16 protein-coding genes and 1 tRNA gene are annotated in these 18,406 nt (G+C 72.3%); 11 read left to right on the top strand and 6 right to left on the bottom strand.

Annotated features, from left to right (window positions below; genetic code table 11):
- The first annotated feature begins 13 nt into the window (after positions 1–13).
- Complete coding sequence (locus JOF41_RS30755; protein ID WP_189221510.1) at positions 14–625, top strand: TetR/AcrR family transcriptional regulator; 612 nt, start codon at positions 14–16, stop codon at positions 623–625.
- 4 nt (positions 626–629) lie between these two features.
- Here the strand turns inward: JOF41_RS30755 and JOF41_RS30750 are convergent, their stop codons facing one another.
- Positions 630–1,370, bottom strand: a complete 741-nt coding sequence (locus tag JOF41_RS30750; RefSeq protein WP_209623466.1) for an SDR family oxidoreductase — start codon at positions 1,368–1,370, stop codon at positions 630–632.
- 92 nt (positions 1,371–1,462) lie between these two features.
- On the opposite strand from JOF41_RS30750, the gene JOF41_RS30745 reads away from it, so the two are divergent.
- The gene (locus JOF41_RS30745) at positions 1,463–2,014 is read left to right on the top strand and encodes a TetR/AcrR family transcriptional regulator (RefSeq protein WP_189221512.1); all 552 of its coding nucleotides are present in this window, start codon (positions 1,463–1,465) and stop codon (positions 2,012–2,014) included.
- 5 nt (positions 2,015–2,019) lie between these two features.
- On the opposite strand, the gene JOF41_RS30740 is transcribed toward JOF41_RS30745, so the two are convergent.
- On the bottom strand, positions 2,020–3,207 hold the full coding sequence (locus JOF41_RS30740; RefSeq protein ID WP_209623465.1) for an amino acid deaminase/aldolase: 1,188 nt from the start codon (positions 3,205–3,207) through the stop codon (positions 2,020–2,022).
- An 82-nt stretch (positions 3,208–3,289) separates the two neighbouring features.
- On the opposite strand from JOF41_RS30740, the gene JOF41_RS30735 reads away from it, so the two are divergent.
- On the top strand, positions 3,290–4,567 hold the full coding sequence (locus JOF41_RS30735; protein ID WP_209623464.1) for a D-arabinono-1,4-lactone oxidase: 1,278 nt from the start codon (positions 3,290–3,292) through the stop codon (positions 4,565–4,567).
- Here the strand turns inward: JOF41_RS30735 and JOF41_RS30730 are convergent.
- The 3 genes from JOF41_RS30730 to JOF41_RS30720 form a co-directional block, all read right to left on the bottom strand.
- Positions 4,564–5,196 (bottom strand): NAD(P)H-binding protein, encoded by a 633-nt coding sequence (locus tag JOF41_RS30730; RefSeq protein ID WP_189221515.1) that lies wholly within the window; start codon positions 5,194–5,196, stop codon positions 4,564–4,566. The two genes, JOF41_RS30735 and JOF41_RS30730, sit on opposite strands and share 4 nt — an antisense overlap.
- A 14-nt stretch (positions 5,197–5,210) precedes the next feature.
- A complete protein-coding gene (locus JOF41_RS30725) occupies positions 5,211–5,828 on the bottom strand; it encodes a hypothetical protein (RefSeq protein ID WP_189221516.1) in 618 nt (205 codons plus the stop codon).
- Positions 5,829–6,432: 604 nt separating this feature from the next.
- A tRNA-Leu gene (locus JOF41_RS30720) sits at positions 6,433–6,515 on the bottom strand.
- A 115-nt stretch (positions 6,516–6,630) separates the two neighbouring features.
- On the opposite strand from JOF41_RS30720, the gene JOF41_RS30715 reads away from it, so the two are divergent.
- The 7 genes from JOF41_RS30715 (at position 6,631) to pknB (ending at position 16,259) form a co-directional block, all read left to right on the top strand.
- The gene (locus JOF41_RS30715) at positions 6,631–7,836 is read left to right on the top strand and encodes an FHA domain-containing protein (RefSeq protein WP_209623463.1); all 1,206 of its coding nucleotides are present in this window, start codon (positions 6,631–6,633) and stop codon (positions 7,834–7,836) included.
- 51 nt (positions 7,837–7,887) lie between these two features.
- Positions 7,888–8,349: an FHA domain-containing protein FhaB/FipA gene (locus JOF41_RS30710; protein ID WP_189221518.1), complete on the top strand. Its 462-nt coding sequence runs from the start codon at positions 7,888–7,890 to the stop codon at positions 8,347–8,349.
- Entirely contained in the window at positions 8,346–9,758 is a 1,413-nt protein-coding gene (locus tag JOF41_RS30705; protein WP_189221519.1) for a PP2C family protein-serine/threonine phosphatase, read from the top strand. The genes JOF41_RS30710 and JOF41_RS30705 overlap by 4 nt, the downstream gene beginning before the upstream one ends.
- Positions 9,759–9,761: 3 nt before the next feature.
- Positions 9,762–11,225 (top strand): FtsW/RodA/SpoVE family cell cycle protein, encoded by a 1,464-nt coding sequence (locus tag JOF41_RS30700; RefSeq protein ID WP_189221520.1) that lies wholly within the window; start codon positions 9,762–9,764, stop codon positions 11,223–11,225.
- Positions 11,222–12,691, top strand: a complete 1,470-nt coding sequence (locus JOF41_RS30695; protein ID WP_189221521.1) for a peptidoglycan D,D-transpeptidase FtsI family protein — start codon at positions 11,222–11,224, stop codon at positions 12,689–12,691. The genes JOF41_RS30700 and JOF41_RS30695 overlap by 4 nt, the downstream gene beginning before the upstream one ends.
- Positions 12,691–14,184, top strand: a complete 1,494-nt coding sequence (locus JOF41_RS37480) for a serine/threonine-protein kinase (RefSeq protein WP_244989733.1) — start codon at positions 12,691–12,693, stop codon at positions 14,182–14,184. The genes JOF41_RS30695 and JOF41_RS37480 overlap by 1 nt, the downstream gene beginning before the upstream one ends.
- Before the next feature lie 74 nt (positions 14,185–14,258).
- Positions 14,259–16,259 (top strand): Stk1 family PASTA domain-containing Ser/Thr kinase, encoded by a 2,001-nt coding sequence (gene pknB, locus JOF41_RS30685; RefSeq protein ID WP_189221523.1) that lies wholly within the window; start codon positions 14,259–14,261, stop codon positions 16,257–16,259.
- Between the two features lie 61 nt (positions 16,260–16,320).
- Here pknB and JOF41_RS30680 read toward each other — a convergent pair whose 3' ends face one another.
- Positions 16,321–16,965 carry an aminodeoxychorismate/anthranilate synthase component II gene (locus JOF41_RS30680; RefSeq protein WP_189221524.1) on the bottom strand — a complete coding sequence of 215 codons (645 nt, stop codon included), beginning with the start codon at positions 16,963–16,965 and terminating at the stop codon, positions 16,321–16,323.
- A gap of 66 nt (positions 16,966–17,031) precedes the next feature.
- Between JOF41_RS30680 and JOF41_RS30675 the strand changes: the two genes are divergently transcribed.
- Positions 17,032–18,375: an FAD-dependent oxidoreductase gene (locus JOF41_RS30675; protein WP_189221525.1), complete on the top strand. Its 1,344-nt coding sequence runs from the start codon at positions 17,032–17,034 to the stop codon at positions 18,373–18,375.
- Positions 18,376–18,406 lie beyond the last annotated feature (31 nt).

The raw sequence follows: 18,406 nt of genomic DNA, 5'->3' as shown, positions 1-18,406 counted from the left end.
CGCAGGAGTCGCCGTGACCAGTACGACCCCGCTGCGCCGCCAACCGGTGCAACAGCGCAGTGCCAAGCGCGTCGAGCGGATGCTCGAGGCGTGCGCCTCCCTCATCGAGGAGGTCGGCTACGACGGGGTCACCACGACGCTGATCGCCGAGCGGGCGGGCGTCGCGGTCGGTTCGCTGTACCAGTTCTTCCCCGACAAGCGCGCCGTCGTCCAAGCGCTGACCATGCGCAACCTGGAGAAGTTCATCCAGACCGTGGACGAGCGGTTCACCTCGACCGCGCTGGAGCACTGGTGGGACGGGGTGGACACGATCTTCGACGTCTACGTGTCCATGCACCGCGAGGTGCCCGCCTTCAGCAAGCTGCACTTCGGCGACGTGGTGGACCTGCGCCTGCTCGACGACCAGCGGGACAACGACGCGGTCATCTCCGAGCGGATCGCGGAGATGATCGCGACCAAGTTCCAGATCCCGCTGGCGGACCTGCGGCTGCCCATCTCCGTGGCCGTCGCCGCCGCCGACGGCGTGCTCAACCTGGCGTTCAGCAGCGAGCAGGCGGGCGACCAGCAGATCATCGACGACGCCAAGACCATGATCCGGGGCTACCTGTCCGCGAAACTGCCGTGACGGCTCAGTCCTGGACGGTGGGGCGGATGGTGATGTCGCCGATCTCCACGTCGTCGGGCTGCTCGACGGCGAAGGCGATGGCCCGTGCGACGGCTTCGGGGCGGATGGCGAACTCGGCCATGTTCCGCCGAATGCTCCGGCGCAGGTCGGGGTCGTCGATGGAGTCGGGCAGGTCGGTGCTGACGTAGCCGGGGGAGACCGACGTCGTGCGCAGCACGCCGTCGGTCGACTCCTGCCGCAGCCCCTCCATGACGGTGCGCACGGCGTTCTTGGTGGCGGCGTAGACCGCCATGGTGGGCGTGATCTTCAGCCCCGCCGTGGACACCGTGGTCACGAAGTGGCCGCGGCCCTGGCGGCGGAACACCGGCATGGCGGCGGCGATGCCGTGCAGCACGCCGCGCACGTTCACGTCGAGCATGGCCGACCAGCCGTCGACGTCGAGGTCGGCCACGGGTCCGATCTTGCTGATGCCCGCGTTGCCCACCAGCACGTCGAGCCCGCCGAAGGCGGTCACCGCGCGGTGGACCAGCCGCTCCAGGTCCTCGCGGCGGGTGACGTCGACGGCGCACGCGACGGCACGGCCGCCCTCGGCGCGGATGTCCCGCGCGAGTTCCTCCAGGCGGTCCTCCCGACGCGCGCCGATGACGACGGCGGCGCCGCGCCGGGCCATGAGCCGCGCGGTCGCCTCCCCGATGCCGCTGCTGGCCCCCGTGATGGCGACGACCTTGCCGGTGATGGTCGACATGACTGCTCCCTCGACTAGAGTGGACACGTGTCCGCTTGACTCACGCTAGCGGACACGTGTCCGGTTGTCACGTCCCGCACCGCGGAGGGCAGATGAGCGAACCCCGGCTGCGAGCCGACGCCGCGGACAACCGCGCCCGGATCGTCGAGGTCGCGCGGGAGGTCGTCGCAGGCTCCGAGGAGCTGAAGCTCAACGCGATCGCCAAGCGGGCGGGCGTCGGCCAGGGCACCCTCTACCGGCACTTCCCGACGCGGGAGGCGCTGCTCGCCGAGGTCTACCGGCACGACGTCGAGGAGCTGGTCGCGACCGCGCCCGCCCTGCTCGCCGAGCACGACCCGATCACCGCGCTGGCCCGCTGGTTCGAGCGGTTGGCCGACTACGCGCGGGTCAAGCGCGGGGTGCTCGCCGCCGTCGAGGTGGGCGTGTGGCGGGACCTCACCGCGCGCAGCCTCGGCCCGATCGGCGAGGCGCTCACCGCGCTGCTGGACGCGGGCCGGGCCGCCGGGGTCGTCCGGCCCGACGTGGACGCCCGCGACGTCATCCTGCTCGTCGGCTACCTGGGCAGGCTCGAAGAGCAGGAGTGGGACACCCGCGCCCGGCACCTGCTGCAGGTGGTCCTGGACGGCCTGCGCGCCCGGCCGTGAGGCCGTCAGCCGAAGTTGCGGCCCTCGCCCCGGTAGGTGGGGGCGGTTCCCTCCAGCAGGTCGCCGCGCACCAGGTGGTAGTGGTCGAAGCGCTCGGCCAGCTCGCCCGCCTTGGCGTGCCGCAGCCACACCCGGTCGCCCAGGCGCAGCTCGTCGGCCGCCCGGCCCGCCACCGGGGTCTGCACCTCCCCCGCCCCCTCCAGCGCCAGCAGCTTGAGCCCCCTGGGCAGGTGGGGGCTGGGCTGGCGATCGGCGGTGGCCGTGCCCGAGGCGACGTAGCCGCCCGCGAACAGCGTGGCCACCCGGCGCGCGGGCCTGCGCACCACCGGCAGCGCGAACAGCGCGGCGGGCTCGGGCCGGAAGCCCCGGTAGCCGTCGAACAGGGTCGGCCCGACCAGGCCGGACCCGGCGGCCAGCTCGGTCACCGACGGGTCGGCCCCGGTGCTCTCCAGGCTGCCCGTGCCGCCCCCGTTGACGAACTCCAGCTCGGCCACCTCGCGCACCGCCGCCACGGCCGCCGCCCGGCGCTCCGCCAGCTCGGCGGCCGACCGGCGCTGCGCCCAGCGCAGCACCGCGCCGCGCAGCGGCCGTCCGGGCGGGGCGTCGCCCAGTCCGGCGATCTGGCCCTCGTAGGCCATCACCGCCACCAGCCGGAAGCCGCGCCGGGCGGCGACGAGGGCGGCCAGCGACCGCGCGTCGCGGGCGGTGTGCACCGGCGAGCGGCGCGGGCCGACGTGCAGGCCCGGCAGCGGCCGCCAGGAGACGTCCAGCTCGAGGCACACCCGGATGTCCGGGTGCGCCGGTCCCAGCGCGGCGTCGACCAGGTCCAGGTGCTCGGGCGAGTCGACCACCAGGGTGATCCGCCCGCGCGCCCGCTCGTCGCGGGCCAGCAGGCGCAGCGCGGTGTGGTCGACGGTCGGGTAGGCCACCAGCAGGTCGTCGCTGAGGTCGTGGCCGGACAGCCACAGCGCCTCGGGCAGCGAGTAGCACATCAGGCCGCGGAAGCCCGGCCGCGCCAGCACCCGCTCCAGCAGCGCGCGCACCCGCACCGACTTGCTGGCCACCCGGATCGGCTTGCCGCCCGCCCGGCGCACCAGCGCCGCCGCGTTGCGGTCGAAGGCGTCCAGGTCGACCACCGCGAACGGGGGCTCCAGCCCCTTGGTCGCGGCGTCGAAGCGGGTTCTGGGCTGCATGGCACCACGGTACGACGCCGACCCTTGAAAGGTGAATAGCTTTCACCTACCGTGCGTGGCACGCGCCACACCTGGAGGCTGCATGGGCACCACGTGGACGAACTGGTCACGCACCGCGTCCGCCACCCCGCACCGGGTCGAGCGCCCGACCAGCGCGGAGCAGATCGCCGAAGCGGTGGCCGCGGCGCCCGCCATCCGCCCGCGCGGCAGCGGCCACTCCTTCACCGGCATCGCCGTCGCCCCCGGCGCGGCGCTGGACCTGGACGCCTGGACCGGCCTGGTCGAGGTCTCCGGCACCCTGGTCACGGTCCGCTCCGGCACCACGCTGCGGCAGCTCAACGCCCTGCTCGACGACCTGGGCCTGGCCATGGCCAACCTCGGCGACATCGACGCCCAGACCATCGCCGGGGCCATCTCCACCGGCACCCACGGCACCGGCGCCGAGTTCGGCGGCCTGGCCACCCAGGTGGCCGCGCTGGAGCTGGTGCTCGCCGACGGCAGCCTGGTCCGCTGCTCCGCCGACGAGCGGCCCGAGCTGTTCCACGCCGCCCGCGTCGGCCTCGGCGCGCTCGGCGTGATCAGCACCGTGACGCTGCGCTGCGTGCCGTCGTTCGTGCTGCACGCCCGCGAGTACCGCGATCGGCTCGACCCGCTGCTGGAGCGGTTCGACCACCTCACCGCCGTGGAGGACCACGTCGAGTTCCACTGGTTCCCGCACGGCGACTGGGTGATGGTGAAGCGGAACAACCGGGTCGACGAGCCGCCCGCGCCGATGTCCGACCTGCGCCGCTTCTACGAGTACGAGCTCATGCAGAACGGCGCGTACGGGCTGGTGTGCGGCCTCGCGCGCGCCGTGCCGCCCGCGAGCAGGGCGCTGAGCTGGATGTGCGGCGCGCTGACCGGCAAGCGCGTCCACCGGGACGTCTCGCACCGGGTGTTCACCACCCCCCGGCGGGTCCGGTTCGTGGAGACCGAGTACGCCGTCCCGCGCGCCGCCCTGCACGACGTGCTGCGCGAGCTGCGCGCGGTGGTGGCGCGGCTGGACCACGGCGTGCTGGTGCCGGTCGAGGTGCGGGTGGCGGCGGGCGACGACATCTGGCTGTCCACCGCGTTCGGCCGCGACACCGCCTACGTCGCGGTGCACCAGTTCCTGGGGATGCCCTACCGCCGGTACTTCGACGCCTTCGAGCGCATCGCGGGCGCGGTCGGCGGGCGTCCGCACTGGGGCAAGATGCACCGCTTGGACGCCGCCGCGCTGCGCGAGCGGTACCCGCACTTCGACGACTTCCGCCGGGTCCGGGCCGAGGTCGACCCCGAGGGCAAGTTCGGCAACGCCTACCTGGACCGCGTGCTGGGCTAGCCGATCTCCCCGATCGGGGTGTCGCCGCTGATCAGCGAGTACGTGCGGCGCACCGCGCCGGGCCGGTCCAGCAGCGCCACCACCACGGCGGCCACGTCCGCCCTGGGGACGGCCCCGCTCAGCTCCGACTCGGACAGCTCGACCAGGCCGGTCGGCTCGTCGTCGGTCAGCCGCCCCGGCCGCAGGATGGTCCAGTCCAGGTCGCGGGCCCGCAGGTCCTCCTCGGCCGCGCCCTTGGCCCGCAGGTAGGCGTCGAACACCTCGTCGCCCGTGGTGCGGCCGATGCCGGTGCTGCTGATCTGGACGAACCGGCGCACGCCCGCCCGCTGCGCGGCCTCGGCGAACAGCTGCGCCGCGGCGCGGTCGACGGTGTCCTTGCGGGCCACCCCGCTGCCCGGCCCGGCGCCCGCGGCGAACAGCGCCGCGTCCGCGCCCGCCAGGTGCCCGGCGACCGAGTCGACCTCCGCCGCCTCCAGGTCGCAGTGCACCGGGGTGCCGCCCGCGGCCCGCACGTCGTCGAAGTGGTCCGGGTTGCGCACCAGCGCGACCGCCGCGTCGCCCCTGGCGGCCAGCAGCCGCTGGACGTGCAGAGCGATCTTGCCGTGCCCACCCGCGATGACGATCCTCATGCGGGAACGGTAGGTCAGACCGCGGTCGCCAGCACCCGCTCGTAGACCAGCTCGTTGACCCAGCGGGTGGTGGCGGTGTCCTCCACCGGCACGGTCTCGTTGCGCCCGGCGACGTCGGTGGTCAGCTCGCGGTGCTGGTCGGCCAGGAGCACGCTCACCCCGTAGCGGCGCACGCGGGGCAGGCAGTTGGCCAGGTAGTCGTGGGTGAACGCCACGGACGTGGGCAGCACCGCGGCGGCGTTGCCGAAGCGGGCGAAGGGCACCGCGGAGGCCAGCGCGGTGCGCCAGTGCCGGGCGACCGCCAGCACGCCGACGATGCGGACCGCGGCGGGCGGCACGCGGCCGTCCATCTCCGGCCACACCCACGTGGACACGGTGGCCCGGTCGGGCTCGGGGCCCGCGCCCACGCACACCCGCTCGGCGTGCGCGTCGGCGAGCAGCTCGGCGACCACGACCACCTTGCGGCCCATCAGGACCATCTCCGGCAGCACCACACCGCGCCAGCCGAGGCGCTCCGCCGCGGCGGCGGCCAGCTCCTCGACCGGGCCGGGCAGTTCGGGGACCGGAACAGCCGCACCCGACGACACCCGCGAGCCGTCGGCTACCTCGATCCGTGCTGGTGTGCTGCTCACGCCAAAGCCTCCTCGGGAACCACGGCGGACGCTCCGCCGCGTTTCGACTCGTGCTCCGGGTATAGGCCTACCAGCCGGCCCTCTCGACTCCGCCGACCTGACACCACCCCTGCGATCGACGGCAACGACCAGTCGGTGACCGGTCGACAACCCCCGAGGGGAGTTCGGCCCGACCATGCTGCCGTCTGGGTGACACGACACCCCCGTTCACCCCCTCGCCGTGCACTCCCCGTGCCTGGCGGACCCCCCGGAAACCCTCACCCGACCGGGGTGGACGGTCGGGACCGACCGTTCATCGACCGCTCACCGCGCCAGAGCAACCGACCAACGAGCCGTGATCTCCTGAGACCTGACCGACACCGCGCCGAGACAAACGGAGACCCACAACACCCGTCGGCAGCCGCCACAACATCCCCAACCCCGAGCACCCCGATCGGCTCGCAACCACTCGGGTGACACACATCACGAGAAAATTCCGGGCCGCCGAACGCGGCCGGGCGGCAGGTGGGCGGGTGCGGCAGGCCCGACCGGGGTCGGGTGTGCGACCTCCGACACAACAACGAAGAACCCCCGTCCGGAGGGACGGGGGTTCTTCGTTATTCGGTGGGCGAGGGGGGAGTTGAACCCCCACGTCCTTTCGGACACACGGACCTGAACCGTGCGCGTCTGCCATTCCGCCACTCGCCCGGAGCGACGAGAAGAACCCTAGCACGATCATCCGCGCGATTGCCAATTGGGCCGTGTACCGGCACGTCACCCCGGATACGATCGGGTCAGAAGTCGACCGAGTCGGAGGGTTGCCGTGGGCCTCGTACAGCGCTTCGAGCGCCGTCTCGAAGGCATAGTCGGGAACACCTTCGCCCGCGTGTTCGGCGGGAACGTCGTCCCGCAGGAAGTGGCGCAGGCGCTGCAGCGGGAGGCGGAGGGCAACATCCGCGAGTTGGCGGGTGGCAGGCTGCTCGCACCGAACCACTACCAGGTCCTGCTGGGACCCCAGGACCACGATCGGCTTGCCGGTGACGGGCAGGATGAACTACGCATCACCCAGCTACTGGGGGACTCCATCCGGGAGCACCTCGAGGAGAGCGGATGGGATACCTATGGTGACGTCGTAGTCTCCCTGGAGCGCTCCGACGCGCTGCACACCGGACAGTTCCGAACCAGCTCGTCCGTCGACCCCGACGTGAAAGTTGCCAGCCGACGGTCAGCACCACCTCGCACTGCAGGAGACGGATCGATGAGCCAGCCTCCCGGCTACGGACAAGGACAGGGCCAGCCCGGCTACGACCCCTATGCGCAGGGCGGCTACGGCCAGCAGCAGGGCTACGACCAGGGTTACGGCCAGCAGCCCGGCTACGACCAGCAGGGTTACGGCGGCCAGCAGCCCGGCGGCTACGGCCAGCCCGGCTACGACCAGGGCTACGGCGGCCAGCAGCCCGGTTACGACCAGGGCTACGGCCAGCAGCCCCAGGGCTACGACCAGGGCTACGGCGGCCAGCAGCCCGGCTACGGCCAGCCCGGCTACGACCAGGGCTACGGCGGTCAGCAGCCCGGCTACGACCAGGGCTACGGCCAGCAGCCCCAGGGCTACGACCAGGGCTACGGCGGCCAGCAGCCCGGCTACGACCAGGGCTACGGCCAGCCGGGCTACGGGCAGCCGGGCTACGCCGACCCGGCCCAGGGCTACGCGCCGCCCGCGGTGCAGTCCGGTCCCCGCCAGCTCAACGCGACGCTGCACCTGGACGACGGCTCCAACCGCACCTACAACCTCAAGCAGGGCGGCAACGTGGTCGGCCGCGGCCAGGAGGCGGACTTCCGGCTGCCCGACACCGGCGTCTCCAGGAGGCACCTGGAGATCACCTGGGACGGGCACAGTGCCATGCTCGCTGATCTCGGTTCGACCAACGGCACCACGGTGAACGGCACTCCAGTGCAGACTTGGCAGCTCGCGGAAGGCGACGTCGTCCGCATCGGCCACTCCTCGCTGGTCTTCCGCACACAGGGCTGAGGTCGAGACGGCGTGGCGTGACGGCACTCAAGTCAGGAGCGGTTACAACCGGTGCCAGAGCTGGTGATGCAGCTGACCAGAGCGGGTTTCCTCATCCTGCTCTGGTTGTTCGTGTTGGCTGCGCTTCGAGTCGTCCGCTCGGACCTCTACGCGGCGTCGGGACTGCGCGTCCCGACACCGAGCTTCCGCAGAGGTGCGGGCAAGGCCGCCAAGGGCGGCAGAGCTCCCCGGCAACTCGTCGTCACGCACGGTGCGCTGGCAGGCACGCGCATCACGCTTGACGGCAAGCCGATCCTCATCGGCCGCGCGGACGACTCCACGCTCGTGCTGGACGACGACTTCGCGTCGACCAGGCACGCGCGGCTGTCCATGCGCGGGTCCGACTGGTACGTGGAAGACCTCGGCTCCACGAACGGCACGTACCTCGACCGGGCGAAAGTCACGGCCCCCCTCCGGGTCCCGCTCGGCTCCCCGATCCGAATCGGCAAAACGGTGATCGAGCTGCGCTCATGACCCTCGTCCTTCGATACGCGGCCCGCAGCGACCGGGGCCTGGTCCGCTCGAACAACCAGGACTCCGTGTACGCGGGTCCTCGACTGCTCGCGCTCGCCGACGGCATGGGCGGCCACGCCGCGGGCGAGGTGGCCAGCAAGGTCGTCATCGCCGCGCTCGCCCCGCTCGACGACGACGAGCCCGGCGACGACCTGCTCGGCCAGCTCCGCGAGGCGGTGATCGCGGGCAACGGCGCGATCTCCGAGCTCGTGCAGAGCGACCCCGACCTGGACGGCATGGGCACCACGCTCACCGCCGTGCTGTTCGCGGGCAGCAGGCTGGGCCTGGTGCACATCGGCGACTCGCGCGCCTACATGCTGCGCAACGGCACGTTCACGCAGATCACGCACGACGACACGTTCGTGCAGTCGCTGATCGACGAAGGCCGCATCACCGAGGAGGAGGCGGCCACGCACCCGCAGCGCTCGCTGCTGCTGCGCGCGCTGACCGGCCACGAGGTGGAGCCGCGGCTGATGGTCCGGGAGGCCCGGCCCGGCGACCGGTACCTGCTGTGCTCGGACGGCCTGTCCGGCGTGGTCAGCCAGGAGACGCTGGAAGAGGCCATCCGCATCCCCGACCCGCAGGCGTGCGCGGACCGGATGATCGAGCTGGCGCTCAAGGGCGGCGGCCCGGACAACGTCACGGTCGTGGTCGCCGACGTGGTCGACATCGACTTCGGCGAGGACGCGCCGATAGTGGGCGGCGCCGCCGGAGACGGCAGCGAAGACCCACCACCCCCCGACTCGCCCGCCTCGCGGGCGAGTTCCATCACCGGGCCCCGACCGGCGCCGCCGAGGGTCGAGCCGCCGCCGCCCGCCCCCGCGCCCAAGCGCCGGAGCAAGCTCAAGGCGCTGGGCCTGGTGGTGTTCCTGCTGCTGGTGCTGGCCGCCGCGGGCCTGGGCACCCGGTGGTACGTGCTGCGCCAGTACTACGTCGGGGCCACCGAGGACGGCCAGGTGTCGATCTTCCGCGGGGTCACCGGCAGCGTGCTCGGCTTCGAGCTGCACCGCGTGGTGGAGGGCTCCTGCCCGCCCGGCGCGCAGGCGTGCGAGCCGATCACCATCAACGACCTGAAGGTCTCCACCAGGGACGTGGTGCGCAACGGCATCACCAACGTGGACGGCCTGGAGGGCGCGCGCGAGGCCATCCGCAGGCTGCGCACCGAGCAGACGCTGCCGCTGTGCTCGGAGCAGACCGCCACGCCGACCTCCGAGACGACGACCACCACCACGACCACCACCACGGGCACGCCCAACCCGGACCCGTCGGCGTCCTCGTCGGCGCCGACCACCACGTCCACCACCACCGAGGGGACGCCGCTCCCCACGCTGGTGCCGGAGCCGGGCACCAACTGCCGGAAGGGTCAGTAGTCGATGGGTTCGCCGGTACCCGGCGCGGAAGGCACCCCTGTCTCCCCGGCGAGCAGCACCTCGCCGGGCCTGCGTCCGCCCACCAAGCGGAGCACCGAGCTGTTCATGCTCGCGTTCTCCGCGGTGCTGGTGACGCTCGCGCTGATCCTGGTCGAGGCCAACCAGGAGAAGGAGCTGAGCCTGCGCATCGTCTGGTACGGCCTGGCCTACCTGGCGCTGCTGTCGATCACGCACCTGGCGGTGCGCGCCTGGGCCCCGTACGCGGACCCGGTGATGCTGCCGTGCGTGGCGCTGCTCAACGGACTGGGGCTGGTGGTCATCCACCGCATCGACCTGGCCATGGAGGGCGTGGTGATGCCGGACGGCAGCGTCTGGTCGCCCGCCGCGCCCAAGCAGGTGCTGTGGACCGCGATCGCGCTGGTGCTGTTCATCGTGGCGCTCAAGGTGCTGTCCGACCACCGCACGCTGGCCCGCTACGGCTACACCTCCGGGCTGCTCGGCCTGGTGGCGCTGATGCTGCCCGGCGTGCTGCCCAGCTTCATCGCGCCGCCGATCAACGGCGCGAAGATCTGGCTGAACTTCGGCGCGTTCTCCATCCAGCCCGGTGAGTTCGCCAAGATCCTGCTGATGGTGTTCTTCGCGGCCTTCCTGGTCTCCAAGCGCGACCTGTTCACCACCGCGGGCCGTCGGGTGCTGGGGCTGGACCTGCCGCGCGCCCGCGACCTGGGCCCGCTGATCGCCGCGTGGGCGGTCGGCGTGAGCATCATGGTGCTGCAGCGCGACCTGGGCAGCTCGCTGCTGTTCTTCGGCATCGTGCTGGTGCTGCTGTACGTGGCCACCGAGCGGGCCGCGTGGGTGGTGCTGGGCGTGGGCATGTTCTGCGCGGGCGCGGTGGTGGCGTGGCGGCTGTTCGGCCACGTGCAGATCCGCGTGCAGAACTGGCTGGACCCGTTCGCCGACCCGGACGACGCCGGCTACCAGATCCTGCAGTCGCTGTTCGGCCTGGGCACCGGCGGCCTGTTCGGCGCGGGCCTGGGCAGCGGGCGGCCGGACGAGATCCCCGAGGCCAACACCGACTTCATCACCGCCGTGATCGGCGAGGAGCTGGGCTTCGTCGGGCTGGCCGCGGTGCTGCTGATCTACGCCGTGTTCGCGCTGCGCGGCCTGCGCAACGCGCTGGCGGTGCGCGACACGTTCGGCAAGCTGCTCGGCGGCGGCCTGGCGTTCGCGCTGTGCTTCCAGGTGTTCATCGTCGTCGGCGGGGTGACCAAGTTGATCCCGATGACCGGCATCACGGCCCCGTTCCTGTCCTACGGCGGCTCGTCGCTGCTGGCCAACTACATCCTGGTCGCGCTGCTGCTGCGGATCTCCGACGCGGCGCGGGCGCCCAAGTCCGCGCCCAAGCCGCGGCCCCAGCAGCCCGCGATCGCCGACCAGTTCACTGTGATGGTGGAGCGCCCGAAATGAACAAACCGCTCCGCAGGATCGGCATCGCCATGATGGCGATGATCCTGCTGCTGATGGGCAACGCCACCTACGTGCAGGTCATCAAGGCCGACGACTACCGCAAGAACCCGCACAACAGCCGGGTGCTGCTGGACACCTACTCCCGCGAGCGCGGCTCGATCATCGCCTCGGACGGCTCGCCGCTGGCCGGGGTGCAGGCCACCGACGACCGGCTGAAGTTCCTGCGCACCTACGCCAACGGCCCGGTGTACGCGCCGGTGACCGGCTACTTCTCGCTGCTCTACGGCGCGACCGGGATCGAGCGGGCCGAGGACGACCTGCTCAACGGCTCGGACGACCGGCTGATCACGCAGCGGGTGTCGGACCTGATCACCGGCCGCGACCCCAAGGGCGGCAGCGTGCAGGTGACCATCGACCCCAGGGTGCAGCAGGCGGCGTTCAACGCGCTGTCCGAGCGCGGCCTGACCGGCTCGGTGGTGGCGATCCGGCCGTCCACCGGCGAGATCCTGGCCATGGCCAGCACCCCGTCGTTCGACCCCAACCAGCTGGCCAGCCACGACACCGACGTGCAGCAGGAGACCTGGGCGGCGCTGAACAACGACGACGGGCAGCCCGCGCTCAACCGGTCGGTGGCCCAGATCTACCCGCCCGGCTCCACCTTCAAGCTGGTCGTGGCCGCCGCCGCGCTGGAGGAGGGCGCGAACAAGGAGACCCAGGTCGACGGCAGGCCGGTGATCACCCTGCCGGGCACCCAGACCACGCTGCCCAACTTCAACGACAGCAACTGCGGCGACGGGCAGAAGGCCACCCTGCAGGAGGCGCTGGCCAAGTCGTGCAACACCGCGTTCGCGGTGCTGGCCGACCAGCTCGGCCCGGACAAGCTGCGCGCCAAGGCCGCCCAGTTCGGCATCGGCCAGGAGGACCTGACCATCCCGCTGCCGGTGGAGCCGTCCACCCTGGGCCCGATGGCCGACCGGCCGTCGGTGTACCAGAGCGGCATCGGCCAGCGCGACGTGCGGGTCACCCCGCTGGCCAACGCCGTGATGGCGGCGACCATCGCCAACGGCGGCACCCGGATGCAGCCCCACCTGGTGCAGAAGGTGCTGGCCCCGGACCTGCAGGTGATCGACGAGACCGACCCGGAAGAGGTCGAGGAGGCGATGTCGCCGGAGCAGGCCCGGATGCTGCGGGAGATGATGGTCGCCTCGGAGGGCAACACCGCGGGCGGCGGCAAGCTCAGCGGCGTCACCATCGCCTCCAAGACCGGCACCGCCGAGCACGGCGAGGACGTCGGCTCGACCAAGCCGCACGCCTGGTACGTGGCGTTCGCCCCGGCGGAGAAGCCGGAGATCGCCGTCGCGGTCATCGTGGAGAACGGCGGTGACGTCGGCCAGGCCGCCACCGGCGGCAGGGTCGCCGCGCCGATCGGCCGCGCGGTGATCGGCGCGGCCCTCGGGGGACGTTGATGCTGACCTCCGGCCAGTTGCTCGCGCAGCGGTACCGCCTGTCCAGGCGGATCGCGGTGGGCGGCATGGGCGAGGTGTGGGAGGCCAGCGACACCCGGCTGGACCGCAACGTCGCGGTGAAGGTGCTCAAGGCCGAGCTCAGCGGGGACGCGGAGTTCCTGCACCGGTTCCGCACCGAGGCGCGCACCACCGCCTCGCTGAACCACCCCGGCATCGCCGCGGTGCACGACTACGGCGAGACCGCGTCGACCCCGGACGGCCCGGAGGACACCGCCTACCTGGTGATGGAGCTGGTCGAGGGCGAGCCGCTGGCGGCGGTCATCGCCAGGGGCAGGCTGACCCCGGACCGCACGCTGGACCTGCTGGAGCAGGCGGGCAACGCGCTGCAGGCCGCGCACGAGCGCGGGCTGGTGCACCGGGACGTCAAGCCGGGCAACATCATGGTCACGCCCACGGGCAAGGTGAAGATCACCGACTTCGGCATCGCGAAGGCGGCCGACGCGGCGCCGGTGACGCGCTCGGGGATGGTCATGGGCACCGCGCACTACATCGCGCCGGAGCAGGCGCTGGGGCACGAGGCCGAGCCCGCCAGCGACGTGTACGCGCTGGCGGTGTGCGGCTACGAGTGCCTGACCGGGCACCGGCCGTTCCTGTCGGAGAACGCGGTGACCGTGGCGATGATGCACATCCGCGACATCGCCCCGCCGCTGCCGCCGGACGTGCCGCCGGGTCCGCGCGCGCTGATCGAGGCGACCCTGGTCAAGGACCCCCGGCAGCGCTACCGCAACGGCGGCGAGTTCGCCGCGGCGGTGGCGGCGGTGCGCGCGGGCCAGCCGCTGCCCGCGCCCAGCGGGCTGGCGATGGCCGTGGGGCCGCCGCTGCCCCCGCCACCCCTGTCCCAGCCGCTGTCCCAGCCGCTGTCCCAGCCCCTGTCGCAGCCGCTGTCCCAGCCGGGCACCGGTCCCCCGGTGCCGCCCGCGCAACTGACCCACCCCGGCATCCCGGTGACCCACCCCGGCTCGCGCCCCGGCCTCCAGCCGGTGGGCGCGGCGCACACGGGTGCTTTCGGCCCGCTGCCCCCCGCTCCCCGCCCACCTGGGCGCGGTCGCGCTCTGCTGTGGGTTATGGTCGCCTTCCTGGTGGCCGCGCTGGTCGTGCTCGGCGTGGTCGTCTTGCGCTTGGTCATCAAGGACGACGAGGTGTCCGGTGGGGCTGGTCAGCAGGGCGGCACGAGCGCTCGACCCGCCGCTCGGGACGACTCCACCGACCGCATCCCCGGCCAGGCGGTGGCGCGGGTCGCCGAGGCGGACTTCGTCGACCTGCCCTCGGACGAGGCGGCGGCGAAGCTGTCCGGCTACGGCCTGGAGCCCGAGGTGCACACCGAGCGCGGTGGGGCGCCGCAGGACGCGAAGCGGTGCCTGGTGCGGGACGTGGCGCCGAGCGGGGACGTCGCGATCGGATCACGGGTGGTGGTCACGTGCGTGCCGACGTGATCGACCGGCCAGGCTGAACCGGCACGAACAAGCTTGAGGGTGAGACCGTTGACGAGGAGCGGGACGACGCACTGATGAGCACTCCGCGACTGCTCTCCAACCGCTACGAACTGGGCGAGACCCTCGGTTACGGCGGCATGTCGGAGGTGCACAAGGGTCGTGACGTCCGGCTCGGACGGGACGTGGCGATCAAGGTGCTGCGCGCCGACCTGGCCCGCGACGCCCAGTTCCAGGAGCGGTTTCGTCGGGAGGCGCAGAACTCCGCGGCGCTCAACCACCCGGCCATCGTCGCGGTCTACGACACCGGCGAGACCGAGACGCAGTACGGGCCGCTGCCCTACATCGTCATGGAGTACGTCGACGGCCGCACGCTGCGCGACATCGTCAAGACGCAGGGCCCGCTGTCGGGCAAGCGGGCGATGGAGGTCATGGCCGACGTGTCGGCCGCGCTGGACTTCAGCCACCGGCACGGGATCGTGCACCGGGACGTGAAGCCCGCGAACGTGATGATCACCAAGTCCGGCGCGGTGAAGGTGATGGACTTCGGCATCGCCCGCGCGGTGCACGACGGCCAGGCCGCGGTGACCCAGACGGCGGCGGTGATCGGCACGGCGCAGTACCTGTCGCCGGAGCAGGCCCGCGGCGAGTCGGTGGACGCGCGCAGCGACGTGTACGCCTCGGGCTGCGTGCTGTTCGAGCTGCTGACCGGGGAGCCCCCGTTCACCGGCGACTCGCCGGTGGCGGTGGCCTACCAGCACGTGCGGGAGGACCCCAAGCCCCCGTCGTCGCTGAACTCCAAGGTCACGCCCGCGCTGGACGCGATCGTGCTCAAGGCGATGGCCAAGAACCCGGCCAACCGCTACCAGTCGGCCGCGGAGATGCGCGCGGACCTGGTGCGCGTGCTGTCCGGACAGCGCCCGTCCGCGCCCGCGGTGATGACCGCGGAGGACCGGACCGCGGTGCTCAACCAGTCCTCGCCGCCGCAGCGCACCGAGGTCGTCACCGGTGGCAGGCACCGCCCGCAGGCGGTGCGCGCCGCCGAGACCTCCGACGAGTCGGGGCCGCTGGACGAGGACGAGGAGCGGCGCGCCCGGCGCAAGAGGGCGATCATGATCACCCTGGTCGTGCTGCTGTGCGTGGCGGTGCTGGCGCTGGCGACCTGGATCACCATGACGCTGATGGGCGGCGACGAGGAGGACCCCGGCGCGCAGCAGGTCAAGGTGCCCTCGGTGGTGGGCCTGAACTCCGCCGCCGCCCGCGGCATGATCGAGCAGGCGGGGCTGGAGTTCGAGCTGCAGCCGGTGCCCTGCCAGCCCGGCAGCACGCCCGCGTGCGACGCCGACGACATCGACAAGGTGCTGGAGATCAGCCCCGGCGCCAACCAGATGGTCAAGCGGCTGAGCAAGGTGGTCGCCAAGGTCGGCACCAACCCCGAGCAGGCGGCGGTGCCCAACCTGGTGGGCCTGACCGCCCAGGAGGCGCAGACCAGGCTGGGCACCGACTGGAAGCTCGACCCCAACCAGCAGACCATCGAGGTCCAGGACCCGGCGCTGGTGGGCAAGGTGGCCGAGCAGAACCCGCAGGCCAACACCCAGGTGCCCAAGGGCAGCCAGATCACCATCAAGATCGGCCGCGCCCCGGAGCAGGTGCAGCTGCCGGACGTGACCGGGCAGTCGGTGGAGAACGCCACCGAGACCCTGCGCGGCAGCGGCTTCCGGGTGCAGACCAAGGACGTGGACAGCGCGGAGGAAGAGGGCCAGGTCATCGCCCAGGACCCGCCCAGGGGCCGCGCGGAGAAGAACACCGTGGTGACGCTGAGCGTGTCCAAGGGCAACCAGTTCGTGATGCCGGACCTGACCGGGCTGACCGAGAACCAGGCCCGCAACAAGCTCGGGCAGCTGGGCTGGACCGGTGACCTCCAGGTGACCGCCGAGGAACCGGTCAACGAGATCGGCCAGGACAAGAAGATCCGCAGTCAGCAGATCAAGGCGGGCACGGCGACCTCGAAGACCCAGCGGATCAACGTGGTCGTCGGCGAGTTCCAGCTCGGCGGCTCGACACCGCCCAGCCGGTAGCGCCCCCGAACGCGCAAGCCCCCACCCGGCGCGATCCGGGTGGGGGCTTCGTCGTTCGGGCTCAGCGCACGCGCGCGGCGGCGGCGAGCTGCCGCATCCCGTTCTCCAGCTGCGCCACGGTGGACTCGGGCACCTCGTAGCCGCACACCCGCAGCCAGTTGGCCAGCATCCGGTGGCCGCCCTCGGTGAGCACGGACTCGGGGTGGAACTGGACGCCCTCCACCGGCAGCTCGCGGTGCCGCATGGCCATCACCACGCCCGACTCGGTGCGGCCGGTGACCTCGAACTCGTCCGGGATGGTGTCGGGCAGCACGGTCAGCGAGTGGTACCGGGTGGCGGTGAACGGGTCGGGCACGCCCGCCAGCACGCCCGCGCCGTTGTGGTGCACCACGCTGGTCTTGCCGTGCAGCAGCTCCGGGGCGAGGTCCACGGTGCCGCCCCACACCGCGCCGATGGCCTGGTGGCCGAGGCACACGCCGAGCACCGGCACGCCGGAGTCGGCGCAGCGCCGGATGACGTCCATGCTGCGACCGGCCTTGTCCGGGGTGCTGGGGCCGGGGCTGACCAGCACGCCGCCGACCTCGCCGACCTCGTCCAGCTCCACGGCGTCGTTGCGCCGCACCACGCACTCGACGCCGAGCTGGGCCAGGTACTGGACGAGGTTGTAGACGAAGCTGTCGTAGTTGTCGACCACCAGCACGCGCATCGGTCCAGCGTAGCCGTGACCAACCTCTCCCAAGAAGTGAGCTAAGGCTCACCTAACCTTAAGGGTATGAGTCGTTCCCTGCGCGTCGCGGTCGTCGGCGCGGGCCCCGCGGGCATCTACGCCGCCGACATCCTGACCAAGTCCGAGGTCGAGGTCAGCATCGACCTGTTCGAGCGGATGCCCGCTCCCTACGGGCTGATCAGGTACGGCGTCGCCCCCGACCACCCCCGCATCAAGGGCATCGTGACCGCGCTGCAGCGCGTGCTGGACCGCCCGGAGATCCGGTTCTTCGGCAACGTCGAGTACGGCGTCGACCTCAAGCTCGACGACCTGCGGCAGTTCTACGACGCGGTGATCTTCTCCACCGGCGCGGAGAAGGACCGCCCGCTGGACGTGCCCGGCATCGACCTGCCCGGCAGCTTCGGCGCCGCGGACTTCGTCTCCTGGTACGACGGCCACCCGGACGTGCCGCGCACCTGGCCGCTGACCGCGTCCTCGGTCGCCGTGCTGGGCGTGGGCAACGTCGCGCTGGACGTGGCGCGCATCCTCGCCAAGACCGCCGACGAGCTGCTGACCACCGAGATCCCGGACAACGTCTACCAGGGCCTCAAGGCCAGCCCGGTCACCGACGTGCACGTGTTCGGCCGCCGCGGTCCCGCGCAGGCCAAGTTCACCCCGCTGGAGCTGCGCGAACTGGACCACTCCCCCAACGTCGAGGTCGTCGTGCACCCCGAGGGCATCGACTTCGACGCCGCCAGCATGGCCGCCATCCGCTCCAACAAGCAGGTCGAGATGGTGGTCAGGACGCTGCAGGAGTGGGCCATCCGCGACGTCGGCGACCGGCCGCGCAAGCTGCACCTGCACTTCCTGGAAGCGCCCGTGGCGGTGCTCGGCGAGGACGCGGTGACCGGCCTGCGCACCGAGCGCATGGAGCTGACCGGCGACGGCGGCGTGCGCGGCACCGGCGAGTTCACCGACTGGCCCGTGCAGGCGGTGTACCGGGCGGTGGGCTACCTGTCCACCCAGCTGGCCGACCTGCCGTTCGACCACGCCACCGGCACCGTGCCGCACGCCGCCGGGCGCGTGCTCGACCTGGACGAGCAGGCCCTGCCCGGCGTGTACGTCACCGGCTGGATCAAGCGCGGCCCCATCGGGCTGATCGGGCACACCAAGGGCGACGCGCTGGAGACCATCACCAGCCTGCTCGCCGACGCCGACGCGCTGCCCGAGGCCGCCCACCCGGAAGCCGACGCGATCGTGCGGTTCCTGGAGCAGCGCGCGGTGCCGTTCACCACGGTCGAGGGCTGGCGCAAGCTCGACGCCCACGAGATCGCGCTGGGCGCCGAGCGCGGCCGGGAGCGGATCAAGGTCGTCGACCGGGAGAGCATGACCGCGATCTCCCGGTCCTAGTCGCGGCCGCCGCGCCCGTCGGGTAGTGGAA

The organism is Saccharothrix coeruleofusca, from assembly GCF_017876325.1.
Lineage (GTDB): Bacteria > Actinomycetota > Actinomycetes > Mycobacteriales > Pseudonocardiaceae > Actinosynnema > Actinosynnema coeruleofuscum.
Note: the sequence above shows the minus strand (reverse complement) of the source record. Positions and strands in the feature narration are given on the sequence as shown.

Coding starts and splice junctions, on each gene's coding strand:
- JOF41_RS30750 (WP_209623466.1), bottom strand. CDS start 1,370: ATGTCGACCATCACCGGCAAGGTCGTCGCCATCACGGGGGCCAGCAGC.
- JOF41_RS30745 (WP_189221512.1), top strand. CDS start 1,463: ATGAGCGAACCCCGGCTGCGAGCCGACGCCGCGGACAACCGCGCCCGG.
- JOF41_RS30740 (WP_209623465.1), bottom strand. CDS start 3,207: ATGCAGCCCAGAACCCGCTTCGACGCCGCGACCAAGGGGCTGGAGCCC.
- JOF41_RS30735 (WP_209623464.1), top strand. CDS start 3,290: ATGGGCACCACGTGGACGAACTGGTCACGCACCGCGTCCGCCACCCCG.
- JOF41_RS30730 (WP_189221515.1), bottom strand. CDS start 5,196: ATGAGGATCGTCATCGCGGGTGGGCACGGCAAGATCGCTCTGCACGTC.
- JOF41_RS30705 (WP_189221519.1), top strand. CDS start 8,346: ATGACCCTCGTCCTTCGATACGCGGCCCGCAGCGACCGGGGCCTGGTC.
- JOF41_RS30700 (WP_189221520.1), top strand. CDS start 9,762: ATGGGTTCGCCGGTACCCGGCGCGGAAGGCACCCCTGTCTCCCCGGCG.
- JOF41_RS30695 (WP_189221521.1), top strand. CDS start 11,222: ATGAACAAACCGCTCCGCAGGATCGGCATCGCCATGATGGCGATGATC.
- JOF41_RS37480 (WP_244989733.1), top strand. CDS start 12,691: ATGCTGACCTCCGGCCAGTTGCTCGCGCAGCGGTACCGCCTGTCCAGG.
- pknB (WP_189221523.1), top strand. CDS start 14,259: ATGAGCACTCCGCGACTGCTCTCCAACCGCTACGAACTGGGCGAGACC.
- JOF41_RS30680 (WP_189221524.1), bottom strand. CDS start 16,965: ATGCGCGTGCTGGTGGTCGACAACTACGACAGCTTCGTCTACAACCTC.
- JOF41_RS30675 (WP_189221525.1), top strand. CDS start 17,032: ATGAGTCGTTCCCTGCGCGTCGCGGTCGTCGGCGCGGGCCCCGCGGGC.